The organism is Chitinophagaceae bacterium (assembly GCA_016710165.1).
Taxonomy (GTDB): domain Bacteria; phylum Bacteroidota; class Bacteroidia; order Chitinophagales; family Chitinophagaceae; genus Ferruginibacter.
In genome coordinates, this window is record JADJLJ010000001.1 from 1,592,437 (window position 1) to 1,609,691 (window position 17,255).

The following is a 17,255-nucleotide window of genomic DNA, read 5'->3' on the forward strand; positions in this document are numbered from 1 at the left end:
CTGCAGGTAAGAACCTGCAGCCTGTCTATAATAAAACTAAAGATCATCCTCTTTTGCCTTTTCCCCTTTTAATGGCTTTCCCGGCCGGGCGGCCACCCCTTGGGCCTGTTATTACAGTACGTTTTGTACGGGTAACCCGGTAATTGTTACGGGCAACCGTGGTCCTTGTTCTTACGGTAACCGAGGTAACACGGTGCGGGGAATAAACCCGGTGTGCCACAACAACCCGGTGCGTACGTACCACGGCACAATGCCGGTGATAGTGCATACGCAACGGATGGTACACATGCCACCTGAGCGGACGCCATGGTCTCCACCAACCCGGGTAATGACGCCACCTCCATGGAGAAACCCAGGGAACATAAGCAGGACGGTAAACAAACCGAACGCTGGGCCAGAAGAATACATTCACCACAATGCGATAGGGCTCATGCATGTAAAAAGCAGCGGGACCATTTCCCCGACCACCGGCATCCTCCTCCACTTCATCTCCTTCATCAGATGCTTCCACAATTACCTGCTCTCCATAAATATCCTCATCGCCGATTATTTGCAGAACGGCTGTAGTATCACCTGTTTTTTCCAGTTCTATGACTGCGATATCCTGGTTCTCGGTTTCGGAAACAGCTACCTGTAAAATAAAGGCATGCACATCCTTATCAGCCTTGTCAATGACCCGGATGTAGTCCACTTCCCCATCCCCGTTGAGGTCAAGGTTGTTTACATTTTTGTCCTTTGCATTAATGAGTTTTTCAAATTCTTCCGGGGATGAAGCCTGTCTGAACATTTCCAAAGCCCCCTGGAGGCTGAAGTGATCGCCGGGCAACCCGGTTGAATCCTGTTGTGCCCCAGCGCTGAAAGATGCAGCCGTTAAACACATGATACTTAAAAGCAGCTGTTTTAATTTTTTCATATAAATGATTTTTTGTCGGGTTTTGACTGCACTGATTATGCAAGGTTTAGTCCCCCCGTTTTTTTTCCGCATTTACAGCACAAATCCATTAAAGCCCTGTAAAACAATCAGCCGGATCAAATTTATACTTTAAAATAGTTTGATTTGCTGGTTGATAACCGTATATTTGCAACATTGTAGCAAAAATTAAATTTTGTCCAAACAGCCCGTTATAAGAAAAATTGTTGCCGCCCTAATGCTGCTGGTCTTTTCATTCAGCATTACCCCAACCATTCTTTTGCACAACTGGTTTACCAATCATACGGACTCGGTAAAAAAACCGGATGATAAGAACCAGGAGCAGGTAGCTGCCAAACGATTCTATTGCCATTGCGATAATATTGTAGCTGAATCACCCTTTACCCGGGCCGACAGCCATGTTGTACCGGTACCTGAAAAAACATTTCCCGGTAAGCAGGTCAACCGCGTTGTTCATCCTGCCGCTGTCCCACGGCTATATTTCTCTTTGCGTGCTCCTCCTGCAGCTTAATTATTATTCAGAAACCGGCTATTTTCTTTCATGCAGAACATGAAATACCCTGTAGCCTGATTATCGGACAATCATTAAACTCAGATTATGCGGATCAGCAAAATAACATTATTGACATTCTTCCTGATTTTAAACAGCAGCACAAAAACAGCTGCACAGGGTAATTCAGTCACCTACCTGGTTTTAAAGTTCTCTGTAGTAAATGGTAATTTTTCGGGAAAAGTAACCGATGCTAAAACCGGTAACCCGGTGGTTGCTGCATCTGTTTACATCAGTGATATCAAATCCGGTTCTTCCACAGATGAAAATGGCCGCTTCCTCATTAAGAACATTCCGCAGGGCAGGCACTTTGTCGAAGTATCACATATCGGCTATACGAGCATTGTTGAAAACATAGATTTCACCGGCGATGTTATAAAGGATTTTGCACTGAGCGAATCGATCATTGAAAATAACGCTGTGATCGTAACCGGTGTCAGCGGTGCAACCTCACAGAAAAAAGTACCGTTTGCTGTTTCGGTAATGAGAAGACAGGATTTTTTCCAGAACAGTTCAAGCAATATCGTGGAGTCACTTACAAAGATCGGGGGGGTATCCACCCTGGCTACAGGCCCGGCCATTTCAAAACCGGTTATTCGCGGACTGAGTTACAACCGGGTACTTACCATCAATGATGGTGTAAGACAGGAAGGCCAGCAATGGGGAGATGAACATGGCATTGAAGTGGATGAGGCCAGCGTTAATAAAATTGAACTGCTGAAAGGTCCGGCTTCCATCATTTATGGCAGCGATGCCATGGCCGGCGTGGTGAACATCATCAGTTACGTGCCGGTTCCGGTAAATACCATCAAAGCGAATATTTCCGGGAATTACCAAAGCAATAACCGGCTTACCGGTTTTAATGCAAATATCGGCGGCAATAAGAACGGCTTCAACTGGAACCTCTACACATCAAACAAGGCTGCTGCCGATTATAAGAATAAATACGACGGCCCTGTGTTCAATTCCAAATTCAATGAGCATAATACCGGCGGCTATGCCGGGTACAACGGGAGCTGGGGATTCAGCCACCTGCTGGTAAGCAGTTTCAATTTAAAGGCAGGTCTGGTGGAAGGCGAAAGGGATACGGATGGTCATTTTACAAAGAACATCGCAGGAGGGATAACAGAAAGGGCGACCAACAATGATTTCAAAAGCACGGGTCCGCTCATACCTTACCAGCACATCCGTCATTTTAAAATTGCGACCGACAACAATATCAAGCTGGGCAGGAACCACCTTACCTTTAATATCGGTTACCAGCAAAACCGGCGGGAAGAGTTTGGAAACCCGGATGATAAACAGGAGCGGTCATTGTTTTTTGACCTAAGGACCATAACCTACACCGCACAGTTTCATGTGGTGGAAAACAAAGGATGGAAAACATCTGTGGGCATAAACGGTATGCTGCAAAGCAATGCAAACAAAGGAATTGAACAACTGGTACCGGATTACCGTCTTTTTGACTTCGGCATTTATGCGTATTTGCAAAAAACGATCAACCGGGTTACCCTGAGCGGTGGTGTACGGTTTGATAACAGGAACATATCTGCCGGGAATTTACTGGATGGGGCAATGATCAAAGGCAATGGATTTAAAAGATCCTTTTCAAATGGTTCCGGCAGTGTGGGCCTGGCAGCACAGCTGACCGATAACCTGAATCTGAAATTCAATATTGCCCGGGGTTTCCGGGCACCCAGCATTCCCGAACTGGCTTCCAACGGTGCACACGAAGGAACCACCCGCTATGAATACGGGAACACGGCATTAAAAAGCGAAACAAGCATTCAACTGGATGCCGGAATGGATTACAATGCCGAACACATTTCCATCGGGCTATCTGCCTTTTACAACAGCTTCAATAATTTTATATTTTACAGGAAGTTAGAAGCCGCAGGAGGTGGCGACAGCCTGGTTAATGTGAACGGGGATCTTCTCACTGCATTTAAGTTTGACCAGACCAAAGCCTCGTTGGCAGGTTTTGAGGCGACCGTTGATATTCACCCCCACCCGCTTGACTGGCTGCACATCCTGAATACATTTTCCCTGGTAAGCGGCCAGCTGAAAGATCCCATCGAAGGAAATAAATACCTGCCATTCATCCCGGCTTCGAAACTGGTTACAGAGTTCAAAGGGACCTTCAGCAAACTTTCAACGAACATCCGCAATGTTTACCTGAAGTTTGAACTGGATAATACCTTTTCCAAAAAGAATGTATTTGCTGCCTATAACACCGAAACAAGGACAAGCGGCTATACTTTACTGAATGCCGGTGTTGGCGCCGACTTTGTAAATAAAAAGAATCAAACCCTGTTCAGCCTTGGTTTCAGCGCTATCAACATGGGCGATGTGGCTTACCAGAATCACCTGAGCCGTTTAAAATATGCCGAAGAGAACCTGGCCACCGGGAGAACGGGTGTTTATAATATGGGAAGGAATTTCAGCATCAAACTGAATATACCCCTGAGTTTAAGTCTGAAAAAGTAACTTTTTTCCGGGAAGACGTTTTGAATTCATTGGATATACGGATCCGGCTTTTATGGCTTACCGGCAGATCTTTTTCGCCTGGTCCAAAGCAAAAACCCGGTGATGCTGAGTAAACCCCCGGTCAATCCTAACAGGAAATAAATTATTTTAACGGCCATGCCACCATATTTACCCATGTGTACCTGGGAATTGATGATGTCGTAGCGGTCACCGGCACTTATTTCATTCACAAACCGGGTATTGGCAACGGCACCCGTACTGTCCAGGAAAACCGCATCGGCAAATTTCCTGGAATGAATAAAAGAGTTCGTGCTGCGGCTTCCGTAAACGGCCGTCTTCCCTTTATTGCTTTGTGCGAAATAGATCACGCTTGCTGTAAAAGCTGGATATTCTTTTTGCAGGGCCTTGTATGCGGAATCAAAAGAAAAAGACAAAGGCGGTGATGGCTTTAAAACAGGCGTATAGCTGTACGAGGAATAAAAATCCTTTTTAAAAACATAGCGCTGCATCCAGAAACCGGTAACGGCGATCACCAGGTTAAAGATCAATGCATACACCCCGATCAACTGGTGAAGGTTATTCCTTTTGTACACTTCCCTTCTGAAGAATAAAACAGCCAGGATATTCTTCCTGAAAAGGATCAGCCCGGTAAGGATGCTCAACAAAAACAGCAATGCAAAGGAACCAAGCAGCCATTCCCCTGTTTTATCCAGGTGAAAGGAATTGTGAAAACGGGATAACCAGCTCATGAAATTATTCCGCATGTCATCGCTGCCGCCTCTTGTTCGTAAAACCACTCCGGAATGAGGATGCAGGAACAGCTCCATTGCCCTGGCCCCGTTTTTATACGATGGATCGCTGATAATAAAGGAAAAAGGCTGCTGCCTGTTTCCAGGCAGGGTACAATTGCTGATCTGTGCATGGGGGTATTTTTTCTGGATGGCATGGTAACAACTGTCAACCGTTATAACTCCACCAGGGCCAGGCGAAACAGCCGGGATCTGAAAACCGTCCAGTTCCTCATGAAAAACAAGGAATGCCCCGGATAATGACATCAGCAGGATGAATATACCCGACAGGAGACCGGCCATGTTGTGTATATAAAAAATAAAACTTTTCTTCATTAAGTTTCAGTTTGACCTGCCTAAAAATTATATTGCAATATTAATCATTCATCAACGCAAATGAACAATAGGGCAACGCAATTGCTGTTCCTCTTTTTTACGCTTCTGCAACTGGCGGGCTCCTCACAGAATATAGATATTGATCTTCTTAGGAATATAAACAAAACCGAAACAGAATTTAAGAACAGGTATGCTGCACTGAATACAGACCAGGTGACATTAATCAGTATTGCTGCCCCGGCAGGCATTGCCCTCGCCGGTTTTATTAAAAAAGATAAAAAATTAAAACTAGACGCCTTGTATATGAGTGCTGCTTTCCTGATAAACACAGGCGTAACACAACTAACAAAACATACCGTAAACCGGAAACGTCCTTTTGCAGATTATCCCTTCATTAAACGAAGAGTAAGCGAAGACCTGTGGCTGTCTTTTCCATCGGGGCATACGTCTACTGCATTCTGCACCGCCACATCCCTTTCATTAAGGTACCGCAAATGGTATGTGATCGTTCCTGCTTACCTGTATGCAACAAGTGTTGGCTGGGGAAGGATGTACCAGGGTGTACACTATCCAAGCGATGTGCTGGCAGGGGCATTGGTTGGTGCAGGCAGTGCATGGATATCCTACAAAATGCAGAAATGGATCGATAAGAAACAGAAAAAGAAAGGGAGCAGTACTTCTTTATGAGATCATACTTTACCATAATCCTGGTATTTTTTTATGGAGGCCTGTATCCTCAAAAACTTTCAGACTTCCTATACAAAAAGCCCAAGACCTTTTCATTCATTACAGATATCCCCCGGGATGTAAGCCGGTTCACCAAACAGTCATTCCGGAAAAAAAATCTTACCAACCTGGCTGTCATTACAGGCTCTACTGCAATATTAATTTTCGCTGACCAGTCGGTCACCAACAGTCTCCAGCATAATTTCCGGAATGCCGGCATCCAGGGAACAGAAGATTATTCACCGATCATCCAGGTCAATATCTTTGGCAAAAGCACCAACATCGGGAAGATCCCCCATAATGTAAATACGGCATTTTATAATTTAGGCCAGGGTTCATCAACCATATGGCTGGCAGCGGGTTTTTACATACTGGGAAAAATAAAAAGAGATAACCGGGCTTTGCAAACAGCCAGCCAGCTTACAGAATCCTTTATTGTAATGGGCATCAGCACCCAGCTTATGAAATATTCAACGGGAAGAGAAAACCCTTCGGACGCAACGGCCCGGGGAGGCCGGTGGAGGCCTTTCCCTTCCCTGAACGATTTTCAGAAAAACAAGCCCCGTTATGATGCATTCCCATCCGGCCACCTGGCAACTTTTGTAAGTACCGTTACCATCATTGGTGAAAATTATCCCGAAATAAAATGGATCAAACCGGTGGGATACAGCATTTCGGCGCTGATCGCTTTATCCATGATAAACAATGGGGTACACTGGATCAGTGATTATCCGCTGGCAATTGCCCTGGGGTATGGGTTTGGAAAACTCATTTCAAAAAAAACAAAAATGAAGATTGTTGTATATTGAGTGAGCTGCAGTCACTAATTTTATCTCCTTAATATGCTTGACATAGATATCAATACACCGGCGTTGCTCTTCCCTGCCATCACATTACTGATGCTTGCCTATACCAACCGTTTTTTATCACTGGCATCGCTGGTACGGAAACTGCATGATGAATACCACCGGGGTGAAAAAGAGAAGAACATACTGAGCCAGATAAAGAACATCCGCTCCCGCCTGAACCTGATCCGCTATATGCAGGGTTTGGGTGTGGTAAGTTTTTTATGTTGCGTGCTGTGTATGTATGCCATCTTTCGTAACTGGATGGAGCTGGCACACTGGATCTTTGCAGCAAGCCTTCTTTTTTTACTGCTGTCCATTATTTTATCCCTGCTGGAGATCAATAAAAGTACCAAAGCGATCGAACTGGTCTTAAGCGACATTGAAGAACTGGATAAGGAAAATATTTTTACCGATATCTTCAAAAAGGGTGATGGTTAATGCAACTCCACCGGTTTTGTCTTCTCGTAGTCCGCATCGTACTTCACAAAAAAGCGGATATAAATCACCCGGCTAAGCCGCATCAGCCAGGGCTGCGTAATGATCAGGACAGCCGTATTTATCCCCAGCCACCAGAAGATCCGGTTATCATCCACCGATATGCCGATCAATACCAGCCAGGCCACAAAGGTGGTTGCTGAAACCGCAACTGCCAGCGCATAACTTACGTACCCGGTGCCATACCAAAACCCCTGTTCCAGGTCGTACTTCTGGTTGCAGACCGGGCAGTTATCATGCATATTGAAAATATGGGAGAGTTTAAGGCTTTTAAAAGGATTACTTTCTTTGAACATGGGCCCGCGCCTGCAACGGGGACATTTCATGGATAACATGCTCCAGTAATAATTGGGCTTGGGTTTACTGCTCATGCCTGCAAAGGTACTAAAGCAGTCATATTTTTCTGTAACAAAAGTTACCGCTACTTGTATTTTATCTTAAAATAAAACATCACCAGGCTCATGGCAAGTACCATCACATTGGTATAAATGATGGCGGCATCCTTCATCAGCAGTCCATAAGTAAGCCAGCATACCGTTCCGGCGATCAGTAAAAGCATCATCAGCATGGACATATCCTTTACCGATTTTGTTTTCCATATCCGTATTACCTGCGGCAAAAAAGTGATGGAGGTGATGGTGCCTGCTGCCAGCCCTAAGAGCTCTGCTAACTTCATGTGTTTAGTTTAATACCGGTGATGATGCCTGTCTTTTTCTTTCGCCGATCTGCTGGCGCCACATGGCAAAGTACAATCCTTTTTCTTCCAGCAGCTTTTCATGTGTACCCGTTTCAGCCACTTCTCCCCTTTCCAACACATATATCCGGTCGGCATGCATGATGGTACTTAACCGGTGTGCAATTAAAATAGTGATCTGCCCCTTTTGTGAAGAGATATCCCGGATGGTATTGGTAATTTCTTCCTCTGTAAGTGAATCCAGCGCCGAAGTGGCCTCATCAAAGATCAGCAAATGCGGTTTGCGCAGTAAGGCACGTGCAATGGAAATACGTTGCTTTTCTCCCCCGGATAATTTCAGGCCGCCCTCACCGATCATGGTGTCCAGCCCTTTTTCAGCCCTTGACAGTAAGCCGGTGCAACTGGCCTTTGTCAATACATCATCCAGGTCTGATTCCTTTGCAGATGGATTTACGAACATCAGGTTTTCTCTTATGGTACCGCTGAACAGGTTGGTATCCTGGGTCACAAAACCGATCTGCTTCCGCAGGTCATCAAAACGTATCTCCGTTTCGTCCAGGTTATTGTACAGGATCTTTCCTTCCAGCGGACGATATAAGCCTACCAGCAATTTCATCAAGGTAGATTTGCCCGAACCCGAAGGACCGACAAAAGCGATCGTTTCACCGATATTCACATCAAAGCTTATGTTGTTGATGGCTTTATGGGCTGCTGTCTGGTGTTTGAAAGATACCCCGTTGAATGAAAGCGTTTCAATATTATTTAATGGCCTGGGTGTTGCAGGTTCCAGTTCGGGAGTCTTCTTCATCAGGTTATGAAAATTATTCAGGGAGGCCTCTGCCTCCCGGTAAGAAAGCAGAATGTTACCGATCTCCTGCAAGGGACCGAATACAAAGAAGGAAAAGATCTGCATGGTCACCAGCTGCCCGGCATTCATCTGGTCTTTAAAGATCAGGTACATTAAAATGAACAGGATCACCTGGCGGAGCGTATTTACAAATGTTCCCTGGATAAAGCTGATGCTTCGTATCCTCTTTACCTTTTTCAATTCCAGTCCCAGTATCTTATAGGTGTTCTTGTTTAACCGCACTACTTCCTGCTCGGTAAGGCCAAGGCTCTTTACCAGTTCAATATTTCGAAGTGACTCTGTTGTTGAGCCCGCCAGCGCCGTTGTTTCGCCAACTATGTTCTTTTGTATGATCTTTATCTTCTTGCTCAGGAAATTGGTGATGACCGTAAGCAGGAAAATACCCACGATATAGGCCACCGGTATGCTCCAGTGGATATAGACCGCTGCATACACAAAAACAAAGACCACCCCGATAATGACGCCGAAGAGGATGTTGATGAAATTATTCATGAACCGTTCCACATCCGACCTTACCTTGGTAAGAATGGACAGGGTCTCGCCACTGCGCTGGTCCTCAAACTCCTGGTAAGGAAGTTTCATGGCATGCTGCAGGCCATCGGTAAAGACCTTGGCGCCGAATTTCTGTATCACCACATTTAAAAAATAATCCTGGAAGGCTTTTGCAATACGGCTTACCATGGCCACGGATATGGAAGCGATCACAATGAACCATACACCCGGTTTTTCCCATGAAAAGGCATAAAAGAAACGGTCACTGTCAAAAGGGACAGCACTGCTCTGGTGGTCGTTGGCCAGGTTGATCAGTTTGCCAAGCAGGATGGGGTCGATCAAAGAGAAGCCGATATTGATGGCGGCCATCGTTAAGGTGAGGGCTACCAGCCACTTATATGGCTGCAGGTAGCGAAGTAATACTTTCATTCAGATAGTTTATGTCTATTAATACCCCGAAAGGCACCAAGCTGTCAAATATCATACAAGTTCGCAAAAAATGACAAGATTACATGAAAGAAGAAATGTAGGTATGAACCACATAGGACATAGGAAACATAGAAAACAGGACAAAACTGTATACCAGCAAGGGCTTCCAAAGTTATAGGCTTCTCAGGCATTCTCTTTTCTAATCATCTTCGCCATTTCGCCTGAATCCTATCCGCCTTCTTGGCTCCCGTGGTGGATTTAGTAATTGTTTTAGCGCCCCAAAGATCCTTTGTATGTTTTCATCATGGCTGGTTACTTTCTTTTCCAATTGCTCCAGTTTTAATAAAATGTCCTTATGGGTAATGATCATTTCCCTAAGTTTAGCAAAAATCCTTATGATCTGAATATTGATAGTGATGGCCCTTTTGCTGTTTAAAATACAGGACAACATTGTTACTCCCTGTTCGGTGAAGCAAAAGGGAGGGTATCGTAACCCCTTTTTATCCCCTTCATTGGAGGTCACAAATTGTGACCTCCAATTTTCGAATTCCTCTTTGTTCATTTCAAACATAAAGTCTTCCGGAAATCTTTTCATATTTCTTCTCACTGCCTGTTTCAACACTTTCGTTTCAACTCCATAAAGTTCCGCAAGATCACGGTCGAGCATTATCTTTTGTCCTCTTACAAAATATATCCTGTTTATGATCACTTCATCTGCAATACCAATTATCTTTTTGATTGTTTTAGCCATATTACTCCTTTTAATCGATTCTTAGGTGGTCGCAAATTTCGGCCACTTTTTTATCTAACTCCTGTATAGATCAAGCGCCCCATCCCTCCCTGTCCAGGCTCCGGTATTGAATGGCTTCTGCCAGGTGTTCCGGCTTTATGTCATCACTGGCAGCCAGGTCGGCAATGGTGCGACTGACCTTTAAAATGCGGTCGTAGGCCCGGGCGCTGAGGTTTAATTTTTCCATCGCTGTTTTCAATAAGCTTTGCCCGGCAGAGGTAATGACACAGATCTCTTTCAGTTGCTTACTACTCATCTGTGCATTGGCATAAATGCCATCGGTATTTTTATATCGCTGGTATTGTATTTCCCTTGCCTTCATCACCCGCTGCCGGATATTGCTGCTTTTCTCAAACTGCTGGGCGGATGATAATTCATTGAAAGCAACAGGGGTAACTTCCACGTGCAAGTCAATTCTGTCCAATAAAGGGCCCGAGATCTTGTTGAGGTATTTCTGAACAGCACCCGGCGGGCAGGTACATTCTTTTTCGGGGTGATTGAAGAATCCACAGGGGCAGGGATTCATAGAAGCGATCAACATGAATGAGGCCGGAAAATCCAGCGACACTTTTGCACGGGAAATGGTAACCCTTCTTTCTTCCATCGGTTGGCGCATTACTTCCAGCACCTGCCGTTTGAATTCGGGCAATTCATCCAAAAACAAAACACCGTTGTGTGCCAAAGAAATTTCGCCGGGCTGCGGATTACCACCTCCACCAACCAACGCAACATCGCTGATGGTATGGTGTGGGCTGCGGAACGGCCGTTTCGATACCAGGGTTGAATTCTCAGGAAGTTTGCCGGCAACAGAATGGATCTTGGTTGTTTCCAGTGCTTCCTGCAGGCTTAATGGCGGAAGAATGGTGGGCAGCCGTTTTGCCAGCATCGTTTTACCGGCTCCGGGCGGACCAATTAAAATCGCGTTGTGCCCGCCTGCTGCTGCGATCTCCAGGGCCCGTTTGATATTTTCCTGGCCCTTCACATCACTGAAATCAATATCAAAATCACTTTGGGCATTGGCAAATTCTTCCTTTGTATTAACAATGGTTGGCTGCAGTGAATGCTCATTTTTGAAGAACCCGATGACCTCCCTGATATGTCCCACGGCATAAACATTCAGTTCATTCACCATCGCCGCTTCCCGTGCGTTTTGCCTGGGAAGGATCAATCCTTTGAATCCTTCCTTTCGTGCCTGTATGGCAATAGGCAATGCGCCAACGATTGGCCGTATCTCCCCATCCAGGCTCAGCTCACCCATGATCACATACTCCGCTAATTTTTCCGGGTTTTCAATTTGCTCGGTGGCTCCCAGTGTTCCGATGGCAATGGGCAGGTCGAATGCCGTGCCTGACTTTTTAATGTTGGCCGGTGCCAGGTTCACCACCAGTTTGGTACGGGGCATGTAATAATGATTGCTCTTGACGGAGCTTTCCACCCGCTGCAGGCTCTCTTTTACGGCGCTGTCGGGCAATCCAACAATAAAATAATCCTTTCCCTGGTTGTTAACACTGACCTCTACCGTGATGGTAATAGCTTCCACTCCATAAACAGCGCTGCCATATGTCTTTACTAACATGTAGATGAATTGATCTCTAAAATGGGTAAATGAGATCAATCGTCCCTGTTTATTTTCTGAGGTTTTGGTGAGGTTTTCACCTGGCCCAAAAGGATCAACAGCCTGGTAATAAGCAACAGCGTTCTTTTCATTAAAGTCGTTAAAAAAAACGATCCGTAATACATTGTTCAATGACATTGAAGATGCTGATAACTCTGTTATGGCCCCGAAGAAGGCTGTCATCCCGACGAAGGAGGGATCTGCTGAGCAGTAGAGCATTTCCAGGCAGATCCCTCCTTCGTCGGGATGACAGCTACATGGAGCTTCAGCACTATAACTCCTCATTCAGAAATCTCCATTCAGGATTAAACGAATTGATCAGTGCTTCTTTCTTGCTTCTCCTCCACTTCTTTATTTCTTTCTCACGCGCTATGGCAGCATCTATATGCTGGAAATGTTCATAGTACAACAAGAAATATGCATTGTATCTCCCGGCAAAAGAAGGATGCCGGAAAGGTATGGAGTTCTCTTTGTGTTGTTCAATTCTTCTATACAGGTCATTGGTTACACCTGTATACAAAACAGTCTTGTTCTTATTAGTTACTATGTAAACATAATAATTATGTCCGCCTGGGATTTTCATACTCTGGTTGATTATCGACCTAATGCCTGATAACCGCACAAATGCCGATGGTTGCTGTCATCCCGAGGCACGAGGGATCTGTTGGGCTTCAGTTCTATAATCAGCAGATCCTCCGCTATCGCTCAGGATGACAGCTAAATTGAACTTTTGATCCGCATCTCAACAGCAGATCACCACAAATTAGTAGGATTTTTTTTTCAGAGTTTCTCGAGCATATCCACCACCCCTTCCCGCTTCAATATCAGGTACCCCAGCCGGTCGTTGCTGATGCCGTCCTTTAACTGGTAACTGAATTTCAGTTGTTCTTCGGTAACGGTGGTCTCAAAGTACTTGAAGCTGATGTTGGGATATTTTTTGAGCCCCTCGCCTATCTCGTATAAATGGGTAGACAGTATGAACAGGGAGTTCTTAATCTTCAGCAATCCCTCAATGACCGCACTGCTGCACTTCATGGCGTCCTGCACATTGGTACCCTTGAACAGTTCATCGATCAGGATCAGCCATTTTTTACCATCGCTTATCTTGTTGAGGGTGGCCTTGATGCGCTGCACTTCGTTGTAAAATAACTTTCGCCCCGGGCGATATTATCCACCACGTTGATGTTACTGAGCATGCCATCAAAGAAGGTAAGCTTCATCTGCTGTGCCGGCACACCCATGCCCACATGCGCCAAAAAAACCGAAGTGCCCACCGATTTGATGAAAGTGCTTTTTCCCGCCATGTTGGCCCCGGTAAGAAAAAGAAAATTGGTTTCCTTATCCAGCATCACATCATAGGCCACCGGCTCCTGCACGAGCAGATGATAAAGTCCTGTTGCTTCCACCACCGGCCCGGCATGCTGAACAAATTCCGGGAACACCAACCCGTATTTCTGCACCGCCTTTGCCATGCCATACCAGGCATCCACCTGGGCATACAGCACCACCAGGTCGAGCATGTTGTGTTTGTAATTGTACTTAATGAAATGGGCAAAATGCAGCAATTGTGCTCTTGTCAGTGCTTCCGAATTTTTATACCGGGAAACAATATCAAATTGTGGCTTACGGATGGCCTGCTGCACGTTGTCCAGCAGCTTCTTCAGTGGCGCCGGCTGCTCTGCACCGGAAAATAATTGCAGCAACTGCTGAAATCCTTTTATGAAATCAAAGCAATGTTTGGCAGAATAACTGACCAGTGCAAAGTCGGGGCCGTGTAATAATTTATAGGTATATGCCTCCAGCGCCGAAGGATTAGAAGGGATAAGGCTGATATTTGAATCGAAGAATTTTTCCACCACCATCACCGTTCCGTTGCTGATCTCCCTGGGCCATTGCTGCTGGTGCTGCAGGATGAGTTTAAGTGTTTGCTGCACAGCGATCACTTCTTCGGGTGTCTTTAATGCCGTGCTGAAATTGATACGCAGTTGTTCGCTGCCATGGGTGGTGCTGCAGAGGTCAAGCTTGTCCAGTACAGATGCTTCCTCTCCATGGCGGAATACCGAAAGATCGTCAAGCGTTGTTTTGTCTATATCCATGCCGGCAGTTATCTGTTAAATGTTAATCGTTGTCCTTTTACTGATTCATCATGCCTGCCGTTCTCATACACCAGGTTCCCGTTCACAAACGTGCTTACTATAGATGCAGGAAACGTAAAATTCTCCAGGGGGCTCCACCCGCATTTGTAAAAAATATTTTCTTTGGTAACGGTTGACGGCGAATCCGTATCAACCACCACCAGGTCGGCAAAACAGCCTTCCCGTATGTAACCGCGGTTCTCCACCTGGAAACAATCAGCTACGGCATGGCTCATTTTCTCTGCAATTCTTTCCAGGCTGATCCGGCCCTGTTTATGATAATGCAGCATCAGCAACAAAGGGTGCTGTACCAGCGGCAACCCGGCATGGGCATGTTCATAGGGTCCTTCCTTTTCTGATAAAAGATGAGGTGCATGGTCGGTGGCAATAATATCCAGCCGGTCATCCAGCAAAGCCTTCCACAATGCTTCTTTGTTGTTTGGCGCTTTAATGGCGGGGTTGCATTTTATTTTGTAGCCCAGCCGTTCATAATCATCTGCCGTAAAATGCAGGTGATGCACACAAACTTCTGCCGTGATCCTTTTTTCCTTCAGGGGCATCATGTTGCCGAATAACTGCAGCTCTTTTTCGGTGCTGATATGGAGTATATGCAGGCGGCTGTTGTATTTCTGGGCAAATTTTATGGCGATCAGCGATGATTCAAAACAGGCTTCTTCATTCCGTATCAACGGGTGATCGGCTGCACTCAATTCTGCCTTCCCGTTTTTAATGCGTTCATAATTTGCCCTGATGATCCGTTCATCTTCACAATGCGTAGCGATCAGCATTTCGCTTTCCCGGAACACTTTATCCAGTGCGGCATGACTATCCACCAGCATATTGCCGGTACTGGCGCCCATGAATATCTTTACCCCGCACACATCTTTTTTGCGGTCGTTCATTTTAAGCACTTCTTCTGCATTGCTGTTGCTGGTTCCCATGAAGAAGGAATAATTTGCCAACGAGGTTTGCGATGCGATCCTGTATTTATCTTCCAGCAGTCCGGGTGTAAGTGCATTGGGAATGGTATTGGGCATTTCCATAAAACTGGTAACACCACCCGCCACTGCTGCCCTGCTCTCTGTATAGATATTTGCCTTATGCGTAAGGCCCGGTTCCCTGAAATGAACCTGGTCATCGATCACACCCGGAAAAAGATGTTTTCCTTCTCCGTTGATCTCTGCGACCCGGTATTTTGTTTCAATGGAACCGGCAACTTTCCCGATCTGCCCACCATTGGTGAGTACATCCAGCGATTGGATTTTTCCTTCATTGACCACCCGTATGTTCTTAAAAAGGTATTTTTGCATATCTTGAATTCAGATGCCTGTTAAAACTAAAATTATCCAATGCAAATTATTAAAAGCTTAACCAAACTGCTCATTTTTATTTGCCCTGCTTTTGCCACTGCACAATCCACCTACTTAACACAGGGATCCAAAGACAACCATTTTGTGGAGCGGATGGAGATCAAGCAGCAGAAAAACACCCACCTCAATTTCTCCACCGTTAAGCCTTTTAACCGGAAATACATTGTGGAACAGGCCGAATTCATTGACAGTGCAAGGCTGGGATATGTTGACACGCTGACCGGCCGTGATAAATACCCCGAATGGATGGACCAGGCGCTTACATCCATTGATGAATACAACCTGCAGCGCTTTTTAATGAACAATACCGAATGGGTGACGGGCAAAACAGATGAATTCAAAAGCAGGAGGCCGGTACTGAAGACCTTTTATACAACCAAGCCGAATTTCCTGGAAGTAAAGACGAATAATTTTTTCCTGGCGCTTAACCCGGTGCTTCAGTTCAGTGCCGGGGTGGAAACCGGGTACAGCAAATCCATATATTTAAACAGCCGGGGTGTTATGGCCCGGGGAATGATCGGCCGCAAGGTCGGATTTTCCACCTACCTGACGGATAACCAGGAACGGGGGCCGCAATTCTTTCAGCAGAACGTAAATACCTTCCGGGCAGTGCCCGGCGTTGGTTTTTACAAACCGTTTAAAACATCAGGTACCGATTATTTTGATGCCCGTGGTTACATCACATTCAATGCGGCCAAAGCGATCGATATCCAGTTCGGGTACGACAAGAATTTCATAGGCAATGGTTACCGCAGTCTGTTCCTGAGCGACTGGGGCAACAGCCATCTGTTTCTGAAACTGAACACCAGGATATGGAAGATAAATTACCAGAACATTTTTATGGAACTGATGCCGCAGTTTAAAAAAGTTGGCGACACCTTGCTGGACAGGAAATATGCGGCCATGCACCACCTGAGCATGAACGTGACCAAATGGCTTAACATCGGATTTTTTGAAGGCGTGATCTTTGGAAGAAAGAACCGCTTTGATTTTCAATACCTTAATCCCATCATTTTTTACCGGCATATTGAAGGCACGGTGGGCAGCCCTGATAATGCCATCGCCGGGTTCGACTTCAAGGCGAACATAGCACACCGGGCACAGTTATACGGGCAGTTGCTGCTGGACGAATTCATCTTATCGGAGATCAGGAACAAACCAACCAGCTGGGTAAACAAATGGGGCATCCAACTTGGGGTAAAATACTTAGATGCCTTTGGTGTAAAGAACCTGGACATTCAGCTTGAAACAAACAGGGTAAGGCCGTTCACGTATTCTCACAACGATACCATCTCCAATTATACGCATTACAACCAGCCACTGGCGCATCCCCTGGGGGCGAATTTCCAGGAGTTCATGGGCATCATCCGTTACCAGCCTGCACCAAAATGGTATGTGTATCTGCAAACCATCTATTATTACCAGGGCCTGGACAGCGCCGGTAAAAATTTCGGCGGCAATATCTTTCGGGATTATACAACCCGCTCCATGAATGATGGTTTTAAGATCGGCAGCGGAAATAAAGCTACCTGCTTCAACAACTTCCTGCAGGTATCCTATGAACTGAAGGAGAACCTGTTCTTAGAACTGTCCGGGCAATACCGCCAATATAAAACACAGAACAATGCTGTTTCTTCCAGCACCACCCTGATCATGGGAGGCATCCGGCTCAACATGTTCAGCCGGAGATATGATTTCTGA

Annotated in this window: 15 protein-coding genes and 1 pseudogene; 6 read left to right on the forward strand and 10 right to left on the reverse strand. The window is 45.7% G+C overall.

Going from position 1 to position 17,255, the window contains the following annotated elements:
* Positions 1-43: 43 nt before the first annotated feature.
* Positions 44-913, reverse strand: a complete 870-nt coding sequence (locus IPJ02_06900) for a hypothetical protein (GenBank protein ID MBK7375274.1) — start codon at positions 911-913, stop codon at positions 44-46.
* Positions 914-1,148: 235 nt separating this feature from the next.
* Between IPJ02_06900 and IPJ02_06905 the strand changes: the two genes are divergently transcribed.
* Together IPJ02_06905 and IPJ02_06910 are read left to right on the forward strand one after the other, a co-directional pair.
* Positions 1,149-1,442, forward strand: coding sequence for a hypothetical protein (locus IPJ02_06905; GenBank protein MBK7375275.1), 294 nt, complete (start codon positions 1,149-1,151; stop codon positions 1,440-1,442).
* An 87-nt stretch (positions 1,443-1,529) separates the two neighbouring features.
* Positions 1,530-3,968 (forward strand): TonB-dependent receptor, encoded by a 2,439-nt coding sequence (locus tag IPJ02_06910; protein MBK7375276.1) that lies wholly within the window; start codon positions 1,530-1,532, stop codon positions 3,966-3,968.
* Positions 3,969-4,018: 50 nt separating this feature from the next.
* Here the strand turns inward: IPJ02_06910 and IPJ02_06915 are convergent, their stop codons facing one another.
* On the reverse strand, positions 4,019-5,092 hold the full coding sequence (locus tag IPJ02_06915; protein MBK7375277.1) for a PepSY domain-containing protein: 1,074 nt from the start codon (positions 5,090-5,092) through the stop codon (positions 4,019-4,021).
* Between the two features lie 60 nt (positions 5,093-5,152).
* Between IPJ02_06915 and IPJ02_06920 the strand changes: the two genes are divergently transcribed.
* The 3 genes from IPJ02_06920 to IPJ02_06930 are packed head-to-tail and all read left to right on the forward strand — an operon-like array spanning position 5,153 to position 7,104.
* Positions 5,153-5,779, forward strand: coding sequence for a phosphatase PAP2 family protein (locus tag IPJ02_06920; GenBank protein ID MBK7375278.1), 627 nt, complete (start codon positions 5,153-5,155; stop codon positions 5,777-5,779).
* Complete coding sequence (locus IPJ02_06925) at positions 5,776-6,627, forward strand: phosphatase PAP2 family protein (GenBank protein ID MBK7375279.1); 852 nt, start codon at positions 5,776-5,778, stop codon at positions 6,625-6,627. The genes IPJ02_06920 and IPJ02_06925 overlap by 4 nt, the downstream gene beginning before the upstream one ends.
* 33 nt (positions 6,628-6,660) lie before the next feature.
* A complete protein-coding gene (locus IPJ02_06930; GenBank protein MBK7375280.1) occupies positions 6,661-7,104 on the forward strand; it encodes a DUF2721 domain-containing protein in 444 nt (147 codons plus the stop codon).
* On the opposite strand, the gene IPJ02_06935 is transcribed toward IPJ02_06930, so the two are convergent.
* The 8 genes and pseudogenes from IPJ02_06935 to IPJ02_06970 form a co-directional block, all read right to left on the reverse strand.
* Positions 7,101-7,532, reverse strand: a complete 432-nt coding sequence (locus IPJ02_06935; GenBank protein ID MBK7375281.1) for a DUF983 domain-containing protein — start codon at positions 7,530-7,532, stop codon at positions 7,101-7,103. The two genes, IPJ02_06930 and IPJ02_06935, sit on opposite strands and share 4 nt — an antisense overlap.
* Positions 7,533-7,582: 50 nt before the next feature.
* Positions 7,583-7,837 (reverse strand): SemiSWEET transporter, encoded by a 255-nt coding sequence (locus tag IPJ02_06940; protein MBK7375282.1) that lies wholly within the window; start codon positions 7,835-7,837, stop codon positions 7,583-7,585.
* Between the two features lie 4 nt (positions 7,838-7,841).
* Positions 7,842-9,644, reverse strand: a complete 1,803-nt coding sequence (locus IPJ02_06945) for an ABC transporter ATP-binding protein (protein MBK7375283.1) — start codon at positions 9,642-9,644, stop codon at positions 7,842-7,844.
* 199 nt (positions 9,645-9,843) lie between these two features.
* Positions 9,844-10,395: an ORF6N domain-containing protein gene (locus IPJ02_06950; protein ID MBK7375284.1), complete on the reverse strand. Its 552-nt coding sequence runs from the start codon at positions 10,393-10,395 to the stop codon at positions 9,844-9,846.
* A 70-nt stretch (positions 10,396-10,465) separates the two neighbouring features.
* Positions 10,466-12,010, reverse strand: a complete 1,545-nt coding sequence (locus IPJ02_06955; GenBank protein MBK7375285.1) for a YifB family Mg chelatase-like AAA ATPase — start codon at positions 12,008-12,010, stop codon at positions 10,466-10,468.
* A gap of 310 nt (positions 12,011-12,320) precedes the next feature.
* The gene (locus IPJ02_06960; protein MBK7375286.1) at positions 12,321-12,632 is read right to left on the reverse strand and encodes a GIY-YIG nuclease family protein; all 312 of its coding nucleotides are present in this window, start codon (positions 12,630-12,632) and stop codon (positions 12,321-12,323) included.
* Positions 12,633-12,829: 197 nt separating this feature from the next.
* A pseudogene (locus IPJ02_06965) lies at positions 12,830-14,145 on the reverse strand (DNA mismatch repair protein MutS).
* Between the two features lie 8 nt (positions 14,146-14,153).
* A complete protein-coding gene (locus tag IPJ02_06970) occupies positions 14,154-15,494 on the reverse strand; it encodes a dihydroorotase (protein ID MBK7375287.1) in 1,341 nt (446 codons plus the stop codon).
* Positions 15,495-15,533: 39 nt separating this feature from the next.
* Between IPJ02_06970 and IPJ02_06975 the strand changes: the two genes are divergently transcribed.
* Positions 15,534-17,255 carry a hypothetical protein gene (locus tag IPJ02_06975; protein MBK7375288.1) on the forward strand — a complete coding sequence of 574 codons (1,722 nt, stop codon included), beginning with the start codon at positions 15,534-15,536 and terminating at the stop codon, positions 17,253-17,255.